The sequence below is a fragment of the Luteolibacter ambystomatis genome, from assembly GCF_018137965.1.
Taxonomy (GTDB): domain Bacteria; phylum Verrucomicrobiota; class Verrucomicrobiia; order Verrucomicrobiales; family Akkermansiaceae; genus Luteolibacter; species Luteolibacter ambystomatis.
Genome location: NZ_CP073100.1, coordinates 2,406,108 through 2,421,504 on the forward strand (window position 1 = coordinate 2,406,108; position 15,397 = coordinate 2,421,504).

The 15,397-nt window shown below is 62.8% G+C and carries 19 protein-coding genes; 6 read left to right on the plus strand and 13 right to left on the minus strand.

Features of this window, described 5'->3' with window-relative positions; translation table 11 throughout:
• Positions 1-14 precede the first annotated feature (14 nt).
• Together KBB96_RS09195 and tnpA are read left to right on the plus strand one after the other, a co-directional pair.
• Positions 15-749 (plus strand): PepSY domain-containing protein, encoded by a 735-nt coding sequence (locus KBB96_RS09195; protein WP_211634397.1) that lies wholly within the window; start codon positions 15-17, stop codon positions 747-749.
• Between the two features lie 1,026 nt (positions 750-1,775).
• Entirely contained in the window at positions 1,776-2,210 is a 435-nt protein-coding gene (gene tnpA, locus KBB96_RS09200; protein ID WP_211634398.1) for an IS200/IS605 family transposase, read from the plus strand.
• Between the two features lie 247 nt (positions 2,211-2,457).
• Here the strand turns inward: tnpA and KBB96_RS09205 are convergent, their stop codons facing one another.
• The 3 genes from KBB96_RS09205 to KBB96_RS09215 all read right to left on the minus strand — a co-directional run bounded on the left by KBB96_RS09205 (position 2,458) and on the right by KBB96_RS09215 (position 3,779).
• A complete protein-coding gene (locus KBB96_RS09205; protein ID WP_211634399.1) occupies positions 2,458-2,865 on the minus strand; it encodes a hypothetical protein in 408 nt (135 codons plus the stop codon).
• Positions 2,866-3,029: 164 nt separating this feature from the next.
• Positions 3,030-3,311, minus strand: a complete 282-nt coding sequence (locus tag KBB96_RS09210) for a hypothetical protein (protein WP_211634400.1) — start codon at positions 3,309-3,311, stop codon at positions 3,030-3,032.
• Between the two features lie 270 nt (positions 3,312-3,581).
• Entirely contained in the window at positions 3,582-3,779 is a 198-nt protein-coding gene (locus KBB96_RS09215; RefSeq protein WP_211634401.1) for a hypothetical protein, read from the minus strand.
• A gap of 125 nt (positions 3,780-3,904) precedes the next feature.
• Here KBB96_RS09215 and KBB96_RS21180 point away from each other — a divergent pair, with 125 nt between their 5' ends.
• Together KBB96_RS21180 and KBB96_RS09220 are read left to right on the plus strand one after the other, a co-directional pair.
• Positions 3,905-4,036, plus strand: coding sequence for a hypothetical protein (locus tag KBB96_RS21180; RefSeq protein ID WP_264176994.1), 132 nt, complete (start codon positions 3,905-3,907; stop codon positions 4,034-4,036).
• 85 nt (positions 4,037-4,121) lie between these two features.
• Entirely contained in the window at positions 4,122-4,484 is a 363-nt protein-coding gene (locus tag KBB96_RS09220) for a hypothetical protein (protein WP_211634402.1), read from the plus strand.
• Positions 4,485-4,717: 233 nt separating this feature from the next.
• Here the strand turns inward: KBB96_RS09220 and KBB96_RS09225 are convergent, their stop codons facing one another.
• The gene (locus KBB96_RS09225; RefSeq protein WP_211634403.1) at positions 4,718-5,059 is read right to left on the minus strand and encodes a hypothetical protein; all 342 of its coding nucleotides are present in this window, start codon (positions 5,057-5,059) and stop codon (positions 4,718-4,720) included.
• 431 nt (positions 5,060-5,490) lie between these two features.
• Here KBB96_RS09225 and KBB96_RS09230 point away from each other — a divergent pair, with 431 nt between their 5' ends.
• Together KBB96_RS09230 and KBB96_RS09235 are read left to right on the plus strand one after the other, a co-directional pair.
• Positions 5,491-5,895: a hypothetical protein gene (locus tag KBB96_RS09230; protein WP_211634404.1), complete on the plus strand. Its 405-nt coding sequence runs from the start codon at positions 5,491-5,493 to the stop codon at positions 5,893-5,895.
• A gap of 198 nt (positions 5,896-6,093) precedes the next feature.
• Positions 6,094-6,684: a hypothetical protein gene (locus tag KBB96_RS09235; RefSeq protein ID WP_211634405.1), complete on the plus strand. Its 591-nt coding sequence runs from the start codon at positions 6,094-6,096 to the stop codon at positions 6,682-6,684.
• Positions 6,685-6,846: 162 nt separating this feature from the next.
• On the opposite strand, the gene KBB96_RS09240 is transcribed toward KBB96_RS09235, so the two are convergent.
• From KBB96_RS09240 to KBB96_RS09280, 9 genes are all read right to left on the minus strand, one after another.
• A complete protein-coding gene (locus KBB96_RS09240; RefSeq protein ID WP_211634406.1) occupies positions 6,847-7,359 on the minus strand; it encodes a hypothetical protein in 513 nt (170 codons plus the stop codon).
• Positions 7,356-8,300: a hypothetical protein gene (locus KBB96_RS09245; protein ID WP_211634407.1), complete on the minus strand. Its 945-nt coding sequence runs from the start codon at positions 8,298-8,300 to the stop codon at positions 7,356-7,358. Before KBB96_RS09245 ends, KBB96_RS09240 begins: the two co-directional genes overlap by 4 nt.
• Positions 8,297-9,340: a hypothetical protein gene (locus KBB96_RS09250; protein WP_211634408.1), complete on the minus strand. Its 1,044-nt coding sequence runs from the start codon at positions 9,338-9,340 to the stop codon at positions 8,297-8,299. Before KBB96_RS09250 ends, KBB96_RS09245 begins: the two co-directional genes overlap by 4 nt.
• Positions 9,331-9,510 (minus strand): hypothetical protein, encoded by a 180-nt coding sequence (locus KBB96_RS09255; protein WP_211634409.1) that lies wholly within the window; start codon positions 9,508-9,510, stop codon positions 9,331-9,333. The genes KBB96_RS09250 and KBB96_RS09255 overlap by 10 nt, the downstream gene beginning before the upstream one ends.
• 84 nt (positions 9,511-9,594) lie before the next feature.
• Entirely contained in the window at positions 9,595-11,301 is a 1,707-nt protein-coding gene (locus KBB96_RS09260) for a phage portal protein family protein (RefSeq protein WP_211634410.1), read from the minus strand.
• A gap of 105 nt (positions 11,302-11,406) precedes the next feature.
• Complete coding sequence (locus KBB96_RS09265; RefSeq protein WP_211634411.1) at positions 11,407-12,864, minus strand: toll/interleukin-1 receptor domain-containing protein; 1,458 nt, start codon at positions 12,862-12,864, stop codon at positions 11,407-11,409.
• A 433-nt stretch (positions 12,865-13,297) separates the two neighbouring features.
• Complete coding sequence (locus KBB96_RS09270; RefSeq protein ID WP_211634412.1) at positions 13,298-13,990, minus strand: hypothetical protein; 693 nt, start codon at positions 13,988-13,990, stop codon at positions 13,298-13,300.
• A 340-nt stretch (positions 13,991-14,330) separates the two neighbouring features.
• Positions 14,331-14,831, minus strand: a complete 501-nt coding sequence (locus tag KBB96_RS09275) for a hypothetical protein (protein ID WP_211634413.1) — start codon at positions 14,829-14,831, stop codon at positions 14,331-14,333.
• Complete coding sequence (locus KBB96_RS09280) at positions 14,812-15,366, minus strand: hypothetical protein (protein WP_211634414.1); 555 nt, start codon at positions 15,364-15,366, stop codon at positions 14,812-14,814. The genes KBB96_RS09275 and KBB96_RS09280 overlap by 20 nt, the downstream gene beginning before the upstream one ends.
• Positions 15,367-15,397 lie beyond the last annotated feature (31 nt).

Here is a 15,397-nt window from a genome sequence, read left to right on the forward strand (position 1 = left end):
ATTCCATCCCCATCATGACCCGCAACTGGATCCGCAAGTCCCACCGCTGGCTTGGTCTCCTCTTCAGCCTCACCGCCCTCATGTCCGCGGGCAGTGGCGTCCTGCACACCGTCATGACCCGCACCCAGGCTCCCCCTCCCTCCGCCCGCCCATCCGGCGGAGGGCTGGATGCCGCCGCCATCCGCATCCCCATCGCCGATGCCGTGGCGAAACTCCCCGCGGGCACCAAAGCCTCCGCCGTCAATGTCCGCACCATCAGCGGCGAGCCGTGGTATCAGGTCTTCACCGGTGGCCCCGGCGTCCCCGCCTACGTCAGCGCCGTCGATGGCCGCATCGATCCCACCCGGGACGAACTCTACGCCGCTGAAATCGCCACCGCCTTCCTCGGCGGCAAGCCCGTCCGCAAGACCGGCTATCTAACAGCCTTCAACAACGAATACATCAACATCTTCCGCATCCTCCCCGTCCACCGCTACGATGCGGACGATGGCAAGGGCACGCGCGTCTATGTCTCCACCACCACCGGCAGCGTCACCCGCCACACCGATGACGGCCGCCAGTTCGAAGCCAGCGCCTTCACCAACTTCCACAAGCTCGGCTTCATCCCGAACAAGGACATCCGCGACTGGGTCCAGATCATCACCACCGGCGGACTCTTCCTCCTCTCCCTCTTCGGCATCCTCCTCTTCTTCATCACCCGCCCCCGCAAGCGCGCGGCTTCTGAGCCCCGGAGGGGCGACGGATGGTAGCCGGTGGCGCAAGCCACCGGACAGCACCCGGCCCATTCGTCGATGCGCCCGGTAAACATCCATGATCTTCCGGACTCCGGTTGCGCCGCCCCTCCGGGGCTCAATCCATCACACGCGCTCCACCGGTGGTTTGCACCACCGGCTACCTTTCGCCGTCCCTACGGGACTCAGAATCTCCATCTACTACACTCCCCGTAGCCGCGTTCGTAAGAACGTGGGCTGGGCAAACCCACCCACCCCCTCCGGCATCGCCCCATCTTCCGCCTCACTGGGAGTGGCTGCTTTCGAGCAGCCATGAAAGGGGCATCGACATCCATTCGCTCAACCACGCCCCCGCACTCACCCACCTCTGAGCCCCGGAGGGGCGGCGGACGGTAGCCGGTGGCGCAAGCCACCGGACAACACCCGACCTCATTGACAAGTCCCGGAGGGACGACGCAACGCAGGCTCCCGACCTCCCTCCACTCCTCACGCCCCCGCACTCATCCACCTCTGAGCCCCGGAGGGGCGGCGGACGGTAGCCGGTGGCGCAAGCCACCGGACAACACCCGCCCTCATTGACAAGTCCCGGAGGGACGACGCAACGCAGGCTCCCGACCTCCCTCCACTCTCTCACGCCCCCGCACTCACCCACCTCTGAGCCCCGGAGGGGCGACGAATGGTAGCCGGTGGCGCAAGCCACCGGACAACACCCGACCTCATTGACAAGTCCCGGAGGGACGACGCAACGCAGGCTCCCGACCTCCCTCCACTCTCTCACGCCCCCGCACTCACCCACCTCTGAGCCCCGGAGGGGCGACGAATGGTAGCCGGTGGCGCAAGCCACCGGACAACACCCGACCTCATTGACAAGTCCCGGAGGGACGACGCAACGCAGGCTCCCGACCTCCCTCCACTCTCTCACGCCCCCGCACTCACCCACCTTTGAGCCCCGGAGGGGCGGCGGACGGTAGCCGGTGGCGCAACCGGACAACACCCGACCTCATTGACAAGTCCCGGAGGGACGACGCAACGTAGGCTCTCGTCATGCCTTCCACCTATTCGTGCCTCCACGTTCATGTCATCTTCTCGACAAAAGATCGGGTACCGGTGATCGGCACGGCTTGGCGCGACCGCCTGCACTCCTTCCTGGGTTCCGTCATTCAAGAACGCGGGGCACAACCCGTCGCGATCGGAGGTGTGGCGGACCATGTCCATCTCCTGATCGGCCTCAAACCCATACATGCACCTGCCGCGATCGTGCGTGAGTTGAAATCCGTATCCTCCAAATGGATCCGGGAAAACCGGTTGGCCCCGGCCTTCGGGTGGCAGGAAGGTTACGGTATTTTCAGCGTGGGACCATCCCAAGTGGATGCCGTGGTGAGATACATTGCGAACCAGGAAGAACATCACCGCACGCATACCGCGGAGGAAGAGTTCCGGGCGTTCCTGAGAAAAGCCGGTTTGGTTTCTCCGTCATAATCGCGGAAGTCGCGTCGTCCCTCCGGGACTCCATTCCATCGGCCTGTGCTCCGGTGGCTCCCGCCACCGGCTACCATCCGCCGCCCCTCCGGGGCTCTGAATCATCCTCCACCAACTACTACACTCTCCGTAGCTGCGTTCGCGGGAACGTGGGCGGGGCAAACCCGCCATCACCCTCGCACCTCCGGTCCCTCATTCACCCACCCTCTTCCTCTTCTCTGATCACTGCTGGCTGATCTCCCGGCACTCATCTCCGGTGATGCAGGAAATGCCCCGTCACCCGCGCCTTCGTCCAGCTCGCGATCTGATACGCCAGCGTCAGCGCGATCGCGGCCATCCCCGCCATCACCGCGAACACCCGCATGTCCGCCCCCATGAGCCGGTTGCACACATAGAAAAACGCCACCGCGATCACCGCCGCCGCCACGCAGCCCAGTCCCTCCGCGATCATCCACTGCATCCGCGTCACGCACGGGCACACCTCGCTCTTCCGCCACTCCCGCACCCGCCCGCGCGCCCGCTCCATCCACTCCACCGTGAACTCGGCCTCATCCGCCTCCACGATTCCCGCCACCGCCTCCGGGGGCACCCCCAGCGCGGCCACGTATTGCTCCTTCACACTGCGGTCCTGATCGACGGTATCACGAGGGTTCATGGGTTTCTGGCGACAACGGGTTTGCAAGAGCTTCGGCCTGCCACACGGATGTGGCCTTCCAGCATCCCTCACGCTAGCAGTCCGTCCCATGAATGACAAGAAGACGGATGCTTCTCCCCCGGAAAAACGTTTATAACCGCACCTGGAAGACGGCGCGATGACACTCACCCCAGCGGCGGCAGCGGCAGTCCCGCTTCCAGCACCTGCTCCAGCGCGTTCCACCCTTCCGGCGGCTTCACCTGCGCGCTCCACCACACGCCGCGGCGGTCCACCAGCCATTGCCGGCGCAGTTCCACCAGCACCGCCGCATCCTCCTCCACGCCGTACTCATAGCCGGCCTCCATGCTGCATGACGGGCAAACCTCATGCGTCACCACATCCACGGCATCGAGCGCATCGATACCCGGATACCCACAGACCGGACAACCATGGGAACGAATCTTCATCCGCCTTGTCTAACCATTAGACAACTCATCCACCTCTGGCCAGACAAAATCGGTGAAGAAGTCGAAGGTCTGAAAGTCGAAAGTCTGAAGGTCCTCTTACGTCTGCCTGGTCCCGCTGCGTCGCCTTCGACCTTCGACCTTCGACCTTCGACCTTCGACCTTCGACCTTCGACCTTCGACCTTCGACCTTCGACCTTCGACCTTCGACCTTCGACCTTCGACCTTCGACCTTCGACCTTCGACCTTCGACCTTCGACCTTCGACTTCTTCCTACCTCTTCTCATCCGGGCTGCGCCCGAAGGTGAAATCCCCGCTGGATGTCAGCTTGTCCCGCTCCTTTGCCGCCGGGTCGCTCCCCTTCGGCGGCACCGAAACATCCTTGTCACCGGGGAAGCCATCATTCGCCGCCTCATACGGACGCTGCGGCTCCGGCTCCCCCTCATACCAATAGGGATGGGCTGCGTTCATTTTGAAATCATCGCCCCATTTCCACCCGATTTCAAGGGATCGCCGCATGCCTCCTCCACAGCATCCCCGCACCATCGTGCGCCTTTCCTCCTCCCTCCGCCCGCCGCGCAAAATGCACCAATCCCGTGCGCCCTCCGCTGTTCCGCACCTGCCTCCGCACCCTCCCGGGATTCCTGAAATCCCTGCAACTCCCTGCTGCCAGCCATTCCCCGGACCTCACCGGCAGCCCGGCACACATCGTGCGACATCCCCGTTGATCCCGTGATGAAGGAAAGCCGCCCGGCCCACGTCGAATCAAACAGCTCCCCCCACCCGGAATCAAAACCTGAACCGCCCACCGCCATGAAATCCCAATCCCGCCTCGGCATCCCCTATGAAGGCGCGGTCCTCTCCATGGTCAACCACGACTGGATCCACATGGTCGCCTTCAATGGCTCCGACCTCTGCCTGCTGTGGACCAAGCACGGCGCGGACTGCGCCTACGCCCTGCGTCAGGTGGTGCGGCACTTCCACATCCACACCCTCTCGGACCTCGCCGAGTTCGACCGCTCCTGCCACGACACCTCCACCGCCGGCCGCTCCATGAATGTCGGCCCGAAGGTGAAGTCCTTCTGGACCCAGTGCAGCCGCGAGCTCGCCATCACCGGCAATCTCCACAAGCTCTGCGAAATGGTCCAGATCGCCCTGCTCACCCGCGTGCCATAGCCGCGTCTTCATGCTCCACGTAGCTGGAGTCGTATGACTCCAGGCGGGGCAGCCACCCGCAGTTGTCCGCACATCCGCTCATCTGTGGACACACAGCCCGTCCGCCTCGGGGAATCCGTCCAAATGAATCCGGACGTCCGATTCACTCCCGGCATAAACAAAAGGAGCGGCGGTCCGAAGACCGCCGCTCCCGGTAAAGGATAAGGATATCCGATTGACTCGTAATCTCCGGATCAGAGCTGCGCTTTCAGCTTCTGGAAGGTCGCCTCCAGCGCCGAGAGTTCCTTGCGGCGTTTCGCGATCTCCCGATCCAGCGAACCGAGTTTATCAAGCAGCTTCGCACGCGAGGCCGAGCCCGCCTCCGCGCCGCCCGCCTTGCGGCCCTTGGCCGGAGCCGGCGATCCGCTGCCCTTGATCCACGAGGAGATCGTCAGCGCGCTGATGCCGAATTTCTTCACCGCCGCAGCCACTCCGCCGCGACCTTTCGCCTGGTTCGCCTCCTGGACGAAATCCACGACTTTCTGTTTTTCCTCAGGAGTATAGCGTTTGCCCTTGGCTGATTTTTTTGCGCTCATGAAGGACGAACCATACTTTCGTTTGTTAGGAAATCAAACAACGATTTACCAATAACGCGTAAATATACCCATAAAAACCCACTATTGATAGTCGGCAGCCATCCGGAAATACAACCGGAGCCTCTTCCCGCCAGATGATGGAACCCGCCCCTTCCCCTGCCATGCGAGCTATCGAATCGGGAACTCATTCCCAAAAGCACGCCCGCATGGAGAATGGGAACATCGCCATGAGGCTACAGATGACGACACCAAACCGGGATCCTTCCATCAACCATGCCATGAAGGCTCCGGTCATGCCCTCCATCCATCCGCGCCTCCGCGCCCATGTCATCCCCTTGATAAAAGATCGCATTACGATCATTGGTATGGACTGGCGGCCGTCCGCACACGTTCCCCTTGTCCGCCATGCCAATCTCCTCCCTGCCCCGGTCATGAAGGCGTTTCTCTCCAGCATCCCCATCCTCATTCTTCTGATGGTGACACCCGCCTCCGCCGAGGAGAAAGCCCGGCCCGCCCCAGGACCGATGCCGGAAGAAGCCATCCGCGGCATTGCCATGATCCGCAAGATCGAGGGCCCTGTCGAGATGCCGGAGGAAACCCTGGAAGAACGCGCCCTCCGCATCAACCGACTCATCCGGAAGCTCGGCTATTCCGAAAAACAGCTCAAGGTCACCGTCGATCCATCCATGGCGAAATCGAAAATAGGTTTCATCCGCATCAAGGATGCCCGTTTGATCCATGTATTCCAATACACCTTCGATGCACGGCGCATCACCATGAAGATCACCACGGGCCGCATCAAGATCATCACGATGGATGGTGGCCCGGAAGAGTAATGCTGTGGAACATCCGCCTGCGCCGTCCCTCCGGGGCTTGGAGGCGGTGATCGGCCGCATGGTCATTGATGAGGTATTTCCATCCGGGTCCCGCAGGGACGACGGAAGATAGCCGGTGGCGGTTCGGTTGAAAAGGTGATCCGGCCCGTGGAAACCGCGTTCTTGATTCCACCTCTCAGACATGTGAAATCGTCGCTCATGAAATGGCTTCCAGCTCTCTTCGCATGCCTCGGGCTGCTCTCCTCCTGCGACCAGGAAGAGGTCAAACCATTGCATACCAAGCCACGGGCGGAACGGAAAATGGAGGCGGAGCAGCGGGTCGGGGAAGCCGGAAAGGTGACCCCCGACAATGCCTACGAGGGTGTGAAAAAAGCGGCGGCAAAGGATTGGCTTCTATCCCGCTATGAGAACCACAAGATGTTCATGGAACTTCATACTCTCAAAGAGAAGATCAGGATGATTCAGAATCCGCCGGACGAATTGAAGTCGGGACTGAATGCGTCCGAGAACAAGCTCCATAAGATGATCGTCAATCTCCAACAGGGGCGGCAGAATCTAAACGACATGGCGAAGATTCAGGGGTCTTCCAAGGATTTGGAAACGGCTCTTCGGCTCGATGAGGAACTTACAGAATATGAGGACAATATCCTGATTCTAGACGAAATCTCTGATCGGCTCCATGAGGGAACCCACACGCTGGTGGATGTCGATCGAATGGAGCAAGTGAAGAAGTTCATCGAGTCGCATAGAACCCCTGTGGAGGTAGCCAGGTATCTGGCCACAGAGTAATCCGCCGCATTTCGGAGGCGATTTCAACCGCCCGGTTCGTCCATCCTTGCCGCGGTGGGGTGCCCACGTTGAGAACGTCGAATCGAGCCGCGCCGTCCACCGCATCGGCTCCAAACGGAAGCGCGGAGAATGGCCCTTTGTGGGGCCGGAAACGCCGCTCCACTACCCGCCCTTTGCGCGAAACGGCTTCCCAGATCGTGATGTCCTCCGGCGCGCCAGGTCGTAGCGGTGAACGATCGAGGCACGCAGCCGCATCCTCGGCGACATCGGCCCGGAGCATATAGGCCATGCCGTAGGCCCGGGCCTGCCGTCCGGCCACGTCAGCCCCACGGCGCGTGCGTGGCGGTGCCGGGTGAACACGCGGCGATCCATCACCACGGTATCGTCATCCAGCTTCAACACATGAGTGGCCCCGTACCGTAGCGCCGTCTCCGCCAGCGTGCGGCAGATCCCGGCGGCGCAGTCGGTACCATTGAGATTGCCACGGCGCGGGAAGGTGGTGGTGACGAGGTCGATGCCCTCATGCATCAACCAGCCGCGCACATGGCCGGGGAGCGGGCTGGCGGCGTCCTCGCACACCACCGGCACCAATCCCGCACGGAGCGCGCCACGTACGGTCCATGGCAGCACGAGCGCGCCTCCGGCGTAGGTGAAGATGCAGGCGGGCAGGATCATCCCCAGAATATCGGTCCTTGGTGCAGAGGGAATACATTGCGGTCCGTGTCCACGTAGGCCAGTGGCACGTAGTTCGTGGCGCCGGCCGATGCTGGAATCGCGGTTCCCCACAGCGGGCCGCGATGGCTTGCCACCTCTCCTGAGCCTGCGCTTGTCTCGGTGATTTCCACGAAGACGTAGCCATCGAGCGGGAGCGTGGGCCGGATCTCCACCACCATTTCGTAGGCCGCGCCACCATTGTAGGTATCCGCGCCATAGGTGGTGGATTGGTAAAGCCCGGAAGCCTCGTGGGTGGCCGTGGCATCGGCAGCCCGCACGGCCACGCCATCAGTGCCATCCCCGATCACGGCCGAACCGTCCGCATGGACCGTGATGGACCATGCGGCGTCCATGTCCCCGGTGTAGTGGTCACGATCCGCAGGAGTGAAGGATTGCACGGGCGCGGTGCCTGCCATCACGTAGAGATCCGCTGGCCGGAAATCCGGAATCACATTGGCCTCGGGTTGTGCATCAAGCGTGAACCCGACGCTGCCGTTGTAGGTATCCGCGCCGTAGGTGGTGGACGGCATGGAGAAGCTGCCCACGGGCACGGTGGTGGTGGAAATGGTGCCGGCCGGAGCGGAGGCGATCACATCCGTATCGTCCGCAAGGTCCACGGAACCATCCACATGGAAGGTCATCGTGGCTCCTGGGAAAAGCTGGCCAACGAGGTCCGCGGCCGTGAATGCCCGGAAACAACCCGCTGGCACGTTGGTGCCGGGGGCGTTCGTGATCTTCACATTGCGGCCGCTGCCACCAACGAAGGAAACGCGCTCGGTGGGGCTGGCCTGCGTGGAGAGGTCCGCCACCAGGTAGCGGCCTCCGGTGCGTTGCCCGATGATCCACCCTCCCGTCACGGTCAGGTCGCCATCGCGGGTCATGATGACTTCAAACTGGTTCATAAGATACGGATGACGTCCTGGCTGTCCGGTTTGGTATAGCTCCCGACCACGGCGTTGATGTTTACCGGCACATTGGACCCGCAGGTCAGGCGGGTCCTGTTCGTGAGCATGTCCAGGTCCACCTGCCTGACCATGGCACCCGCCGTCTTCCAGCCGGATTCGGCGCCGTGCACATTGATCTTCGTGCCGAGCCACTGCCGCGGTGGGATGGATCGGGAAATCTCCACCGTTCCCTCGTAGGGGATGAAGTCCGCGGCGGCCAGCATGTTGGAGGCCAGCAGCGGCGGAGGTGTCAGATACTGGTAGGCCGCCTTTTCGTAGACCGTCGTCAGCGATGGATAGCCGAGATTCGGCGGCGGCCCGCTGATGGCTCCATCGATCGTGTAATCCACGGTGATGTAGTAGTTGGTGGTCTGTCCGGTTCCCGGAGTCGGAGAAATGTAGCCGGTCAGCGTGGTCACCCTTCCCGTGTAGCGGAGAGCCTTCAGAACGGCGGGTGTGGTGTTCGGTGCCCACGCCGTGCCGCCGATCTGCACCCGATACGTGCCCGTGACGCGGATGCCGGAGGACCGGACATTGTAGTCCGTGAGCATGAAATCCGGAAGGCTCGCGCTGTTCGTGATCCGGTGCCAGGTGTTCGTCACCACCGCACCCGTGGCGGAGTCCTTGATCGTGGCGGGAGCGAAAGTGGCGGAGTCCGTGCTGGCCCCGGAACTGTTGCTGGTATAAAGGAAATCCGAGCTGGGGGCGGGATTGGCCACCAGGTCCGAACCCGCGGCGACGATGGCCTGGGCGATGACCGCATCCAGCACCTTTGCCTCATTCCATCCGCCGACGATCGCACTGGTTTGAATGGCAACGCTCGGAAGGTTGTCCGGCACCTCGAAGGGCAGCAGTTCCGGTCCGGAGTCCGCCACGATGCGCGCACCGGTTCCCGCGACATCTTCTCCAAATACGATTTTCCCCGTAGTGGCATTGCGCGTCGCGGTGGTCACCCGGACGCCGCTGAGGCGCAGGACGCGGCGGGGCGTCAGATCCACGGACAGGGCCTGATCATCACCGAGGGAAAGATCCACCGTCCGCGTCCGCCGGTGGTGACGAGCATCCCGAGGCCGGCCTTTTCCGCACCGGCGATGAGTTCCTTCATGAGACGGACGCTGGAGGGATGCACATCGACATTGGCCTCTTCCTTTGGGATGCCGGGGAGCATGAAGTCGACGTAGACGGTGGCTCCGACGACCTCGCCGCGGATCCGCTGGCGGCGCTTGCCATGATCGGTGCCCTCGAAGGTGAATCACTCCGGGGTGTCCTCGATGGTGAGATCCTCAAGATCCATTCCGCCGACGAGTTCCTTGGCACGCGGGATGTGTGCGAGGGCGGCCTTGCGTCTGGCGTCCTCTTCACGGGCGGTGCGTTCCTCGCGGGCGCGCTTGCTTTCACGATCGCCGTGGTGGGTGGTGGAGGCGGGCGGGCGGTAGGGATCGACCTCCTGGCGATCGCGGGAGGAGTGGGAGGACGAGCCGCCGCTTCCGCCTCCACCACCCTGGTCGACCCAGCGGCCGCCATCGCGATTGCCCTTCGGGGCGCGCTTTTGATCGGGGCGGTAGGCGGCGGCGATGGTGCTGGCGCGGGCGTGAACGTCCGCCTGCGGCTGGAGGAAGAGGGTGGCACCGGCGGCGGGCTTGGCGACGCCGAGGGCATCGTAAACATGATCGGCCTCCATGGGGAGGCGGATGCGGTTGATGAGGATGTCCATGCGCTCGGCCTCGGCCTTGAGGTCGGTGGGCTCGGCCCAGTCCGGGAAGAACTCGGGGAGATCGGCATCCGTGCTACCAGAGTTCCAGTAGTTCCAGGCGGGGATGAGCTGGCGGGTGATGATGCCGCCGACGAAGTCCGCGATGCCACGGACGACGCCGCCCTTCGTCTCCGCGTGGACCTCGCCAAGGGCGCGGCTGCCGCCGTCCTTTGAGACGCCGGAGGTGAGGGTCTGGCCGAGCATGTACTGCTGGCATTGTTCATCGGCGAGGCGGAGGAGCTCGGCCTGGGGGAGGCCCTGGGCGGAGACGGAGTTTTGCGGGAATTCCAAGGTGGTGCCTTGTCGGGCGATCCCCCACCCCGCGTTGCCGAGATTGGCCATCATCTCGGCGAGGCCTTCCTTCGCGCTGTCGTCGGAATAGGTGGCCCAGCGGAAAGGGACGCCGAAGAGCTGGGCGAACTTCATGAACCACTCGAGGCCGTAAACGGCGGCGAGCCACCAGCCGGTGAGGACGCGGAGGGGTGCGGAGACCAATGGGTGGCCGGGGTGGCCGCCGTGGATGGCGATGAGGAAGCGGTGCTCGGGGAAATCGATGTGATCCGCGGTGACGCCGCCGGAGGGATTGAGCATGAGGCGGTCCTCCTCCCCTCCCCAGCCACGATATCCATAGTAGCGGGCGGGCACGGAGCGGTAGGCGGCGGGACGCCATTCGCCGCGGAGGTTTTCCCAGCGGGGCTCGGTGACGGAGATGCCGGTGAAGTAGCCGGCGACGAGGTCGTCCATGAGATCCTCCAGCGCGCCCTCCGCGTAGGCGGGCCGGGGCCGGGCGCCCCAGAGCATGGCATGGGCGCGGGCGCTGGTGGCGGCGGCGGCTTCATCCGGCTGGCGGCCATCAAGGCACCACGGGCGGCATTTCCACGGTGCGCCTCGTACTTCGCGCTGGAGCTCGGCGAGGGACTTCTGGAGCATGGGCCAGGAATCGAACATGGCCTGGTAGAGCCGCTGCCAGAGGGCGAGATCGCCGTGGAGGGTGCTCTGGAGGATGCCCTTCACGTCCTGGGGCATCATCTGCCGCTCGAAGATCTCGTAAAGGCGGTCCCGCGCGGCCTCGATGATGATGGGGCGGGCGACGGAGGAAACGGAGGTTTTGGAGGATGGAGACGCGGTGGCAGCGGCGGCGACATGGGAGTCGCGGCGGGCGGGAAGCGCGGAACCGACGGGATGGCAGCCAGACATGCCGCGCATGGTGCGGGGCGAAGATGGGAGAGCGCACGCGCGGCGGGTGGACTAGGGGGAATCGACAACCAAGCAATAAAATAGAATTCCCTTTTGATGCGTCACCGTCGCTGTCTATCGAGTTGTTCCGAAATCGCGGGCTTCATTCCAAAAGAGGCGGAGTTTACTCGGGTCAAAGAGCTCTGAGTAGGCTTTCCGGGGCTCGATCTCGGCTGTCCTTTTGATGAATTCTGCGAAATCGGGCTGCATAGCAGCTTTCATGAACATCATGTCGAGTGCGAGACGATCGAAGCCGGACGCGTTGGCGTCATCAGTAAGGTCACTCGCAATGAAGGCGGCATCGATCACTGCCACTTTAGGAATCGTAAGATTTCGCACCACGGTAGGTCGCGGATCGACAGAGGAGAGCTCCTGCGTGACGGATTCCTTCTTCTTGAAATCGAATTCTTGTTCGCTAGTGACGACAGGAGAGGAGGCTTGATCGGTTCTCGAAATGTCCTGATCAATTCGGGTTTTGGGAAGAAGCAGGTGGAAGGGGTCGGTGGCGAATTTTCCGAGATTCGAATCGAACTCAATTGCCACCCACATACCCGCTCCGATTTCGGCCTGGAGGACACTGAGTTCGATCTCCAGCGATAACGTGGTTTGAGCGGGAATCGAGAATACGGGAGTAAGATCTCTTTCCTGATTTCCCTCCGCCCATACGATATCGTGGTGATAGGTGTGAAGGGATTCGAGAGGGCCGGGAAGTGGCCCCATGACCTCAAAAAGCTCCTTAACCTGATAGGTTAGAGCGGTAATGAGAAGATCTTCTTGGGATGGATTTCGGATAGTAAACTGGAAGACGAGCCGAGAAGCTTTGCTAAAGGGATACTTGGGTTCAATCGCCATGTAGGAGTCATGATCCTTGAGCCACGACCGATTGCTGTCGCAGAAAATCGCGCTAGCGTCTGTGCGTTTTCGGTATCCGATGCTGGTGTTGGACAAAGCGAATTGGATGATCTCCGGTTTTGGAGTAGCTTTGGGCGAAGCACTGATCACGACGCTCCCGGATTCATCTTTTCCCTGCATCGAATTTTGATGACCCTTATGGACGAAAAGGGCACCCACCATTCCCGCAAGGATCAGTGCGGCCGTGACTGCGGTGCCGATTACTGCCATGCGGTTCTTTCTTCGCCGCTCCAATATCCGCAACGCGTGGCCGATCGTCTCCGCGGTCAGGTCGCCGGCCGCATCCAATACAGTGACAGCGCGAAGGTATGCGGGGATCGTCTGAAATGGAATTGGTTGCGTTTTTACGGTCAATAAACGATTTCCCGGTGTCGGGTATACCTCCTTGAACCACTCCAGTTCCGTCATTGCGTAGGCGCCTGAAGCTATCGATTCAGGCCGGGCAAGGAAGATGAGCAGCTGTGCATCGGAGACAAACTCGCGGATCTTGTTGTCATAGGATCCGCCCGGTCGAAGCTGCTGGCGATCAAAGAACACGTCATATCCCTGCTCCCGAAGCCGAATAGAAATGGACTCCGCCAAGTCGGCATCGATTGCCGCGTAAGAGATAAATACCTTCACACGATCATCAGGCTAACGACTCCGGCATCTCCCTGGCAATGGGAAATTGGCTAGAAGCCATCTCGAAAGAGGTTGTTACGGGTTCTGAAGGGAGAGCAGGCTTATGAGAATGGGGATTGGATGGGAGGCTTGATTGGAATTTGAGATTTCAAAGGGAGGGACGAGAGACTCCGCATCCCTTTGAAGACCTTCCTCGCCTGAATGCGGCAGGAGCGATAGCGACGGGCCAATCCCGGCGAAGCCGCTCACTGGCATGGCCCGGAGGGCAAGGCTCTACTCCTTCCGTGAAGGGAGATCCCTGCCCTTCCATCGTCGCTCCGCGACTCGATCTCCGATGCGTGGACGGTCCGTGGGTTGAAACCCACGGCTACGACCCGGCCGTCGCTCCGCGACTCACTTGCATGGGAGGAGACGATGGGAGCGGACGAATCTGTTAGACCCGGACATCTCGGCGAGACGTCCCTACCTCCGGAGGCGGGCGGTTATTTTGCGCCGAGCTTTTCGAGCTGGTGGCGGAGGGTTTCGAGGTCGGTGTCGTGGCGCTTGAGGAGGGCGGCGTGCTCGGCGGTGGTGCGGTCGAGATCGCGGCGGCTTCCGCGGCGAGGGATTGGCGGGCGGACTCGGCGAACTGGTATTGGCTGGTGAGTGCCTGCGCCTGGCGGGTGAGCATGGCGACGGCGCTGTCTCCGGTGGAGGCGGCGGCGAGCGCGGCGGCGTGGGCGTTGCGCGCTTCATCGAGGGCGGTGGTTTGTCCGGCGATGAGGGAGGTTTGTTTCGCGACGGTGGCCTGGAAGGCGTCGACCTGGTCGCGGAGAGCGGCGTTTTCCGCAGCGACGCGGGTGAGCTGGGCGGCGGTGGCGGTGCCCTTGCCGGCGAGGCGGGCGGTTTCCGTGGCAAGGGTGCGGGCGCGATCGGTGGCGGTGGCGAGATCGCGGGCGAGGAGGTCATTGGCGGCGTGGAGACCGGCGGCGGAATCGGCGGCGCGCTGGAGGCCGGGCCGGATGGCATCGACGGCGGGAACGACGGGAGCGGCCTGCGGGAGTGGCAGCAGCGGGAGCGGCTTCACCTGCGGGGCACAGGAGAAAAGGCCGGCGCAGAGCGGGAGCAGGAGAATGGCGCGGTGCATGGCGGCACGGTGCGAGCGTGACGCCGGAAGCGCGATGGGATCGGGCGGACTAGGGGGAAGTGCAGGGTGATCAGTCAGCAGAATGGGCGCGCAGCGGCAATGTAGTCGAAAGCTCCGCTTTCGATATGGGGGGCGGCCGGGTGGTGGAGTGGGAGCCGGAGGATAAGTGACGTCCAGTCCGCGAAGAGGGAAAGCTGGAGCTTCCCCCTACATTGTAGTCGAAAGCGCCGCTTTCGATCCGAGGGGCGGCCGGATGATGAAGTGGAGCCACACGAGGAGGCCCACCGCGGACCAGAGGCAGGCGCGGGCGAGGCGGAGCCGGAAACGGAATCCAACCGGATCAGTTTCCACGGGGTTCATAGTAGATGGCAGGCGTGGGTTTCCAACCGGGGAGAATGAGGAGGCCGAGCGCGGTGGCGATGGAGGCCAGGAGCATGCGGAGGAATCCGTGATGGACTTCACCCTCCATGTGTATCCGGAGGAGTGCGTGGAAAAACGAGCCGCACGCGGCCAGCGCGATGAGCCGGACGATCCAGCGCAGGAGGGCATGGCGGACCATCACGCCCGCGAACCAGGGGACGACGAGCGTGATGACGGCGGAGGCTAGGAAGACCGGGTTGTCTCCAGGCTCGGAGCAATGGTCGGTGATCCTGAACCCCGCGATTTCCCCGTACACCACCAGCATCCTCCTCCAGCAGATGTCCCACACGATCCACAGCGGCGGATGGCCGCCCCGGACAAACTGCGTGCCGACGACCAGGAACAGGCCGAACCACAGCAGGGTGCGTGCGGTGAAAAGCCGGACGCGGAAAAGCAGCGGATCAGTGGCTACCGGGTTCATCGTAGTTGGCGGCTGGTGTTTCCTTATCCGCGCCAGGCAGGATGCAGGGCGCGGCGGCTTTCCATCCGGACAGCAGGCAGAGGCCGGCGGCATTGGTGAGAGCAGCGAGTACGAACAGCACACCGCCGGAGTAGATTCCCTCCACATCGTCATACCGACCGATGGACGGCCACGGAACGGCCAGGAAGACGACAAGCGCCGCGACCGCCAGCGCCCGGCAGATCCACCGCAGCGGGGCGTTTCCGGCGAGCACCCGCGCGAACCACGGGCAGACGGCGGAGAGAAAGAGGATCGTCCCGAGGGAGGCGAGGAACGCGGTGTAGAGGTTCGGCCCCAGGATGTATCCGCCCGGATGATGGCCGAGGCGGAAGCCGACCATGGTTTCACGAGGAATGTCGAAAAACATCCACCGCACGGAATATCCGTGCGTCCAATCCAAAGGCAATGCCGCGAGGAGGAGGGCCGGTGCGAGCCAGAGGAGGATGCGGGCGAGGCGGCGGCGGCGCGGGGATTCCGGCATGATGTGGAGGATCACGGGTGGCCGGGGTATTGGCAAGGATGCCATG

Excerpts from the sequence above, each read along its gene's own strand:
- KBB96_RS09230 (WP_211634404.1), top strand. The coding sequence starts at position 5,491 with ATGAAGGCGTTTCTCTCCAGCATCCCCATCCTCATTCTTCTGATGGTG.
- KBB96_RS09215 (WP_211634401.1), bottom strand. The coding sequence starts at position 3,779 with ATGAACGCAGCCCATCCCTATTGGTATGAGGGGGAGCCGGAGCCGCAG.
- KBB96_RS09260 (WP_211634410.1), bottom strand. The coding sequence starts at position 11,301 with ATGCGCGGCATGTCTGGCTGCCATCCCGTCGGTTCCGCGCTTCCCGCC.
- KBB96_RS09220 (WP_211634402.1), top strand. The coding sequence starts at position 4,122 with ATGAAATCCCAATCCCGCCTCGGCATCCCCTATGAAGGCGCGGTCCTC.
- KBB96_RS09255 (WP_211634409.1), bottom strand. The coding sequence starts at position 9,510 with ATGCTCCCCGGCATCCCAAAGGAAGAGGCCAATGTCGATGTGCATCCC.
- KBB96_RS09210 (WP_211634400.1), bottom strand. The coding sequence starts at position 3,311 with ATGAAGATTCGTTCCCATGGTTGTCCGGTCTGTGGGTATCCGGGTATC.
- KBB96_RS09270 (WP_211634412.1), bottom strand. The coding sequence starts at position 13,990 with ATGCACCGCGCCATTCTCCTGCTCCCGCTCTGCGCCGGCCTTTTCTCC.
- KBB96_RS09205 (WP_211634399.1), bottom strand. The coding sequence starts at position 2,865 with ATGAACCCTCGTGATACCGTCGATCAGGACCGCAGTGTGAAGGAGCAA.
- KBB96_RS09195 (WP_211634397.1), top strand. The coding sequence starts at position 15 with ATGACCCGCAACTGGATCCGCAAGTCCCACCGCTGGCTTGGTCTCCTC.
- KBB96_RS09245 (WP_211634407.1), bottom strand. The coding sequence starts at position 8,300 with ATGAACCAGTTTGAAGTCATCATGACCCGCGATGGCGACCTGACCGTG.
- KBB96_RS09225 (WP_211634403.1), bottom strand. The coding sequence starts at position 5,059 with ATGAGCGCAAAAAAATCAGCCAAGGGCAAACGCTATACTCCTGAGGAA.
- KBB96_RS09275 (WP_211634413.1), bottom strand. The coding sequence starts at position 14,831 with ATGAACCCGGTAGCCACTGATCCGCTGCTTTTCCGCGTCCGGCTTTTC.
- tnpA (WP_211634398.1), top strand. The coding sequence starts at position 1,776 with ATGCCTTCCACCTATTCGTGCCTCCACGTTCATGTCATCTTCTCGACA.
- KBB96_RS09235 (WP_211634405.1), top strand. The coding sequence starts at position 6,094 with ATGAAATGGCTTCCAGCTCTCTTCGCATGCCTCGGGCTGCTCTCCTCC.
- KBB96_RS09240 (WP_211634406.1), bottom strand. The coding sequence starts at position 7,359 with ATGATCCTGCCCGCCTGCATCTTCACCTACGCCGGAGGCGCGCTCGTG.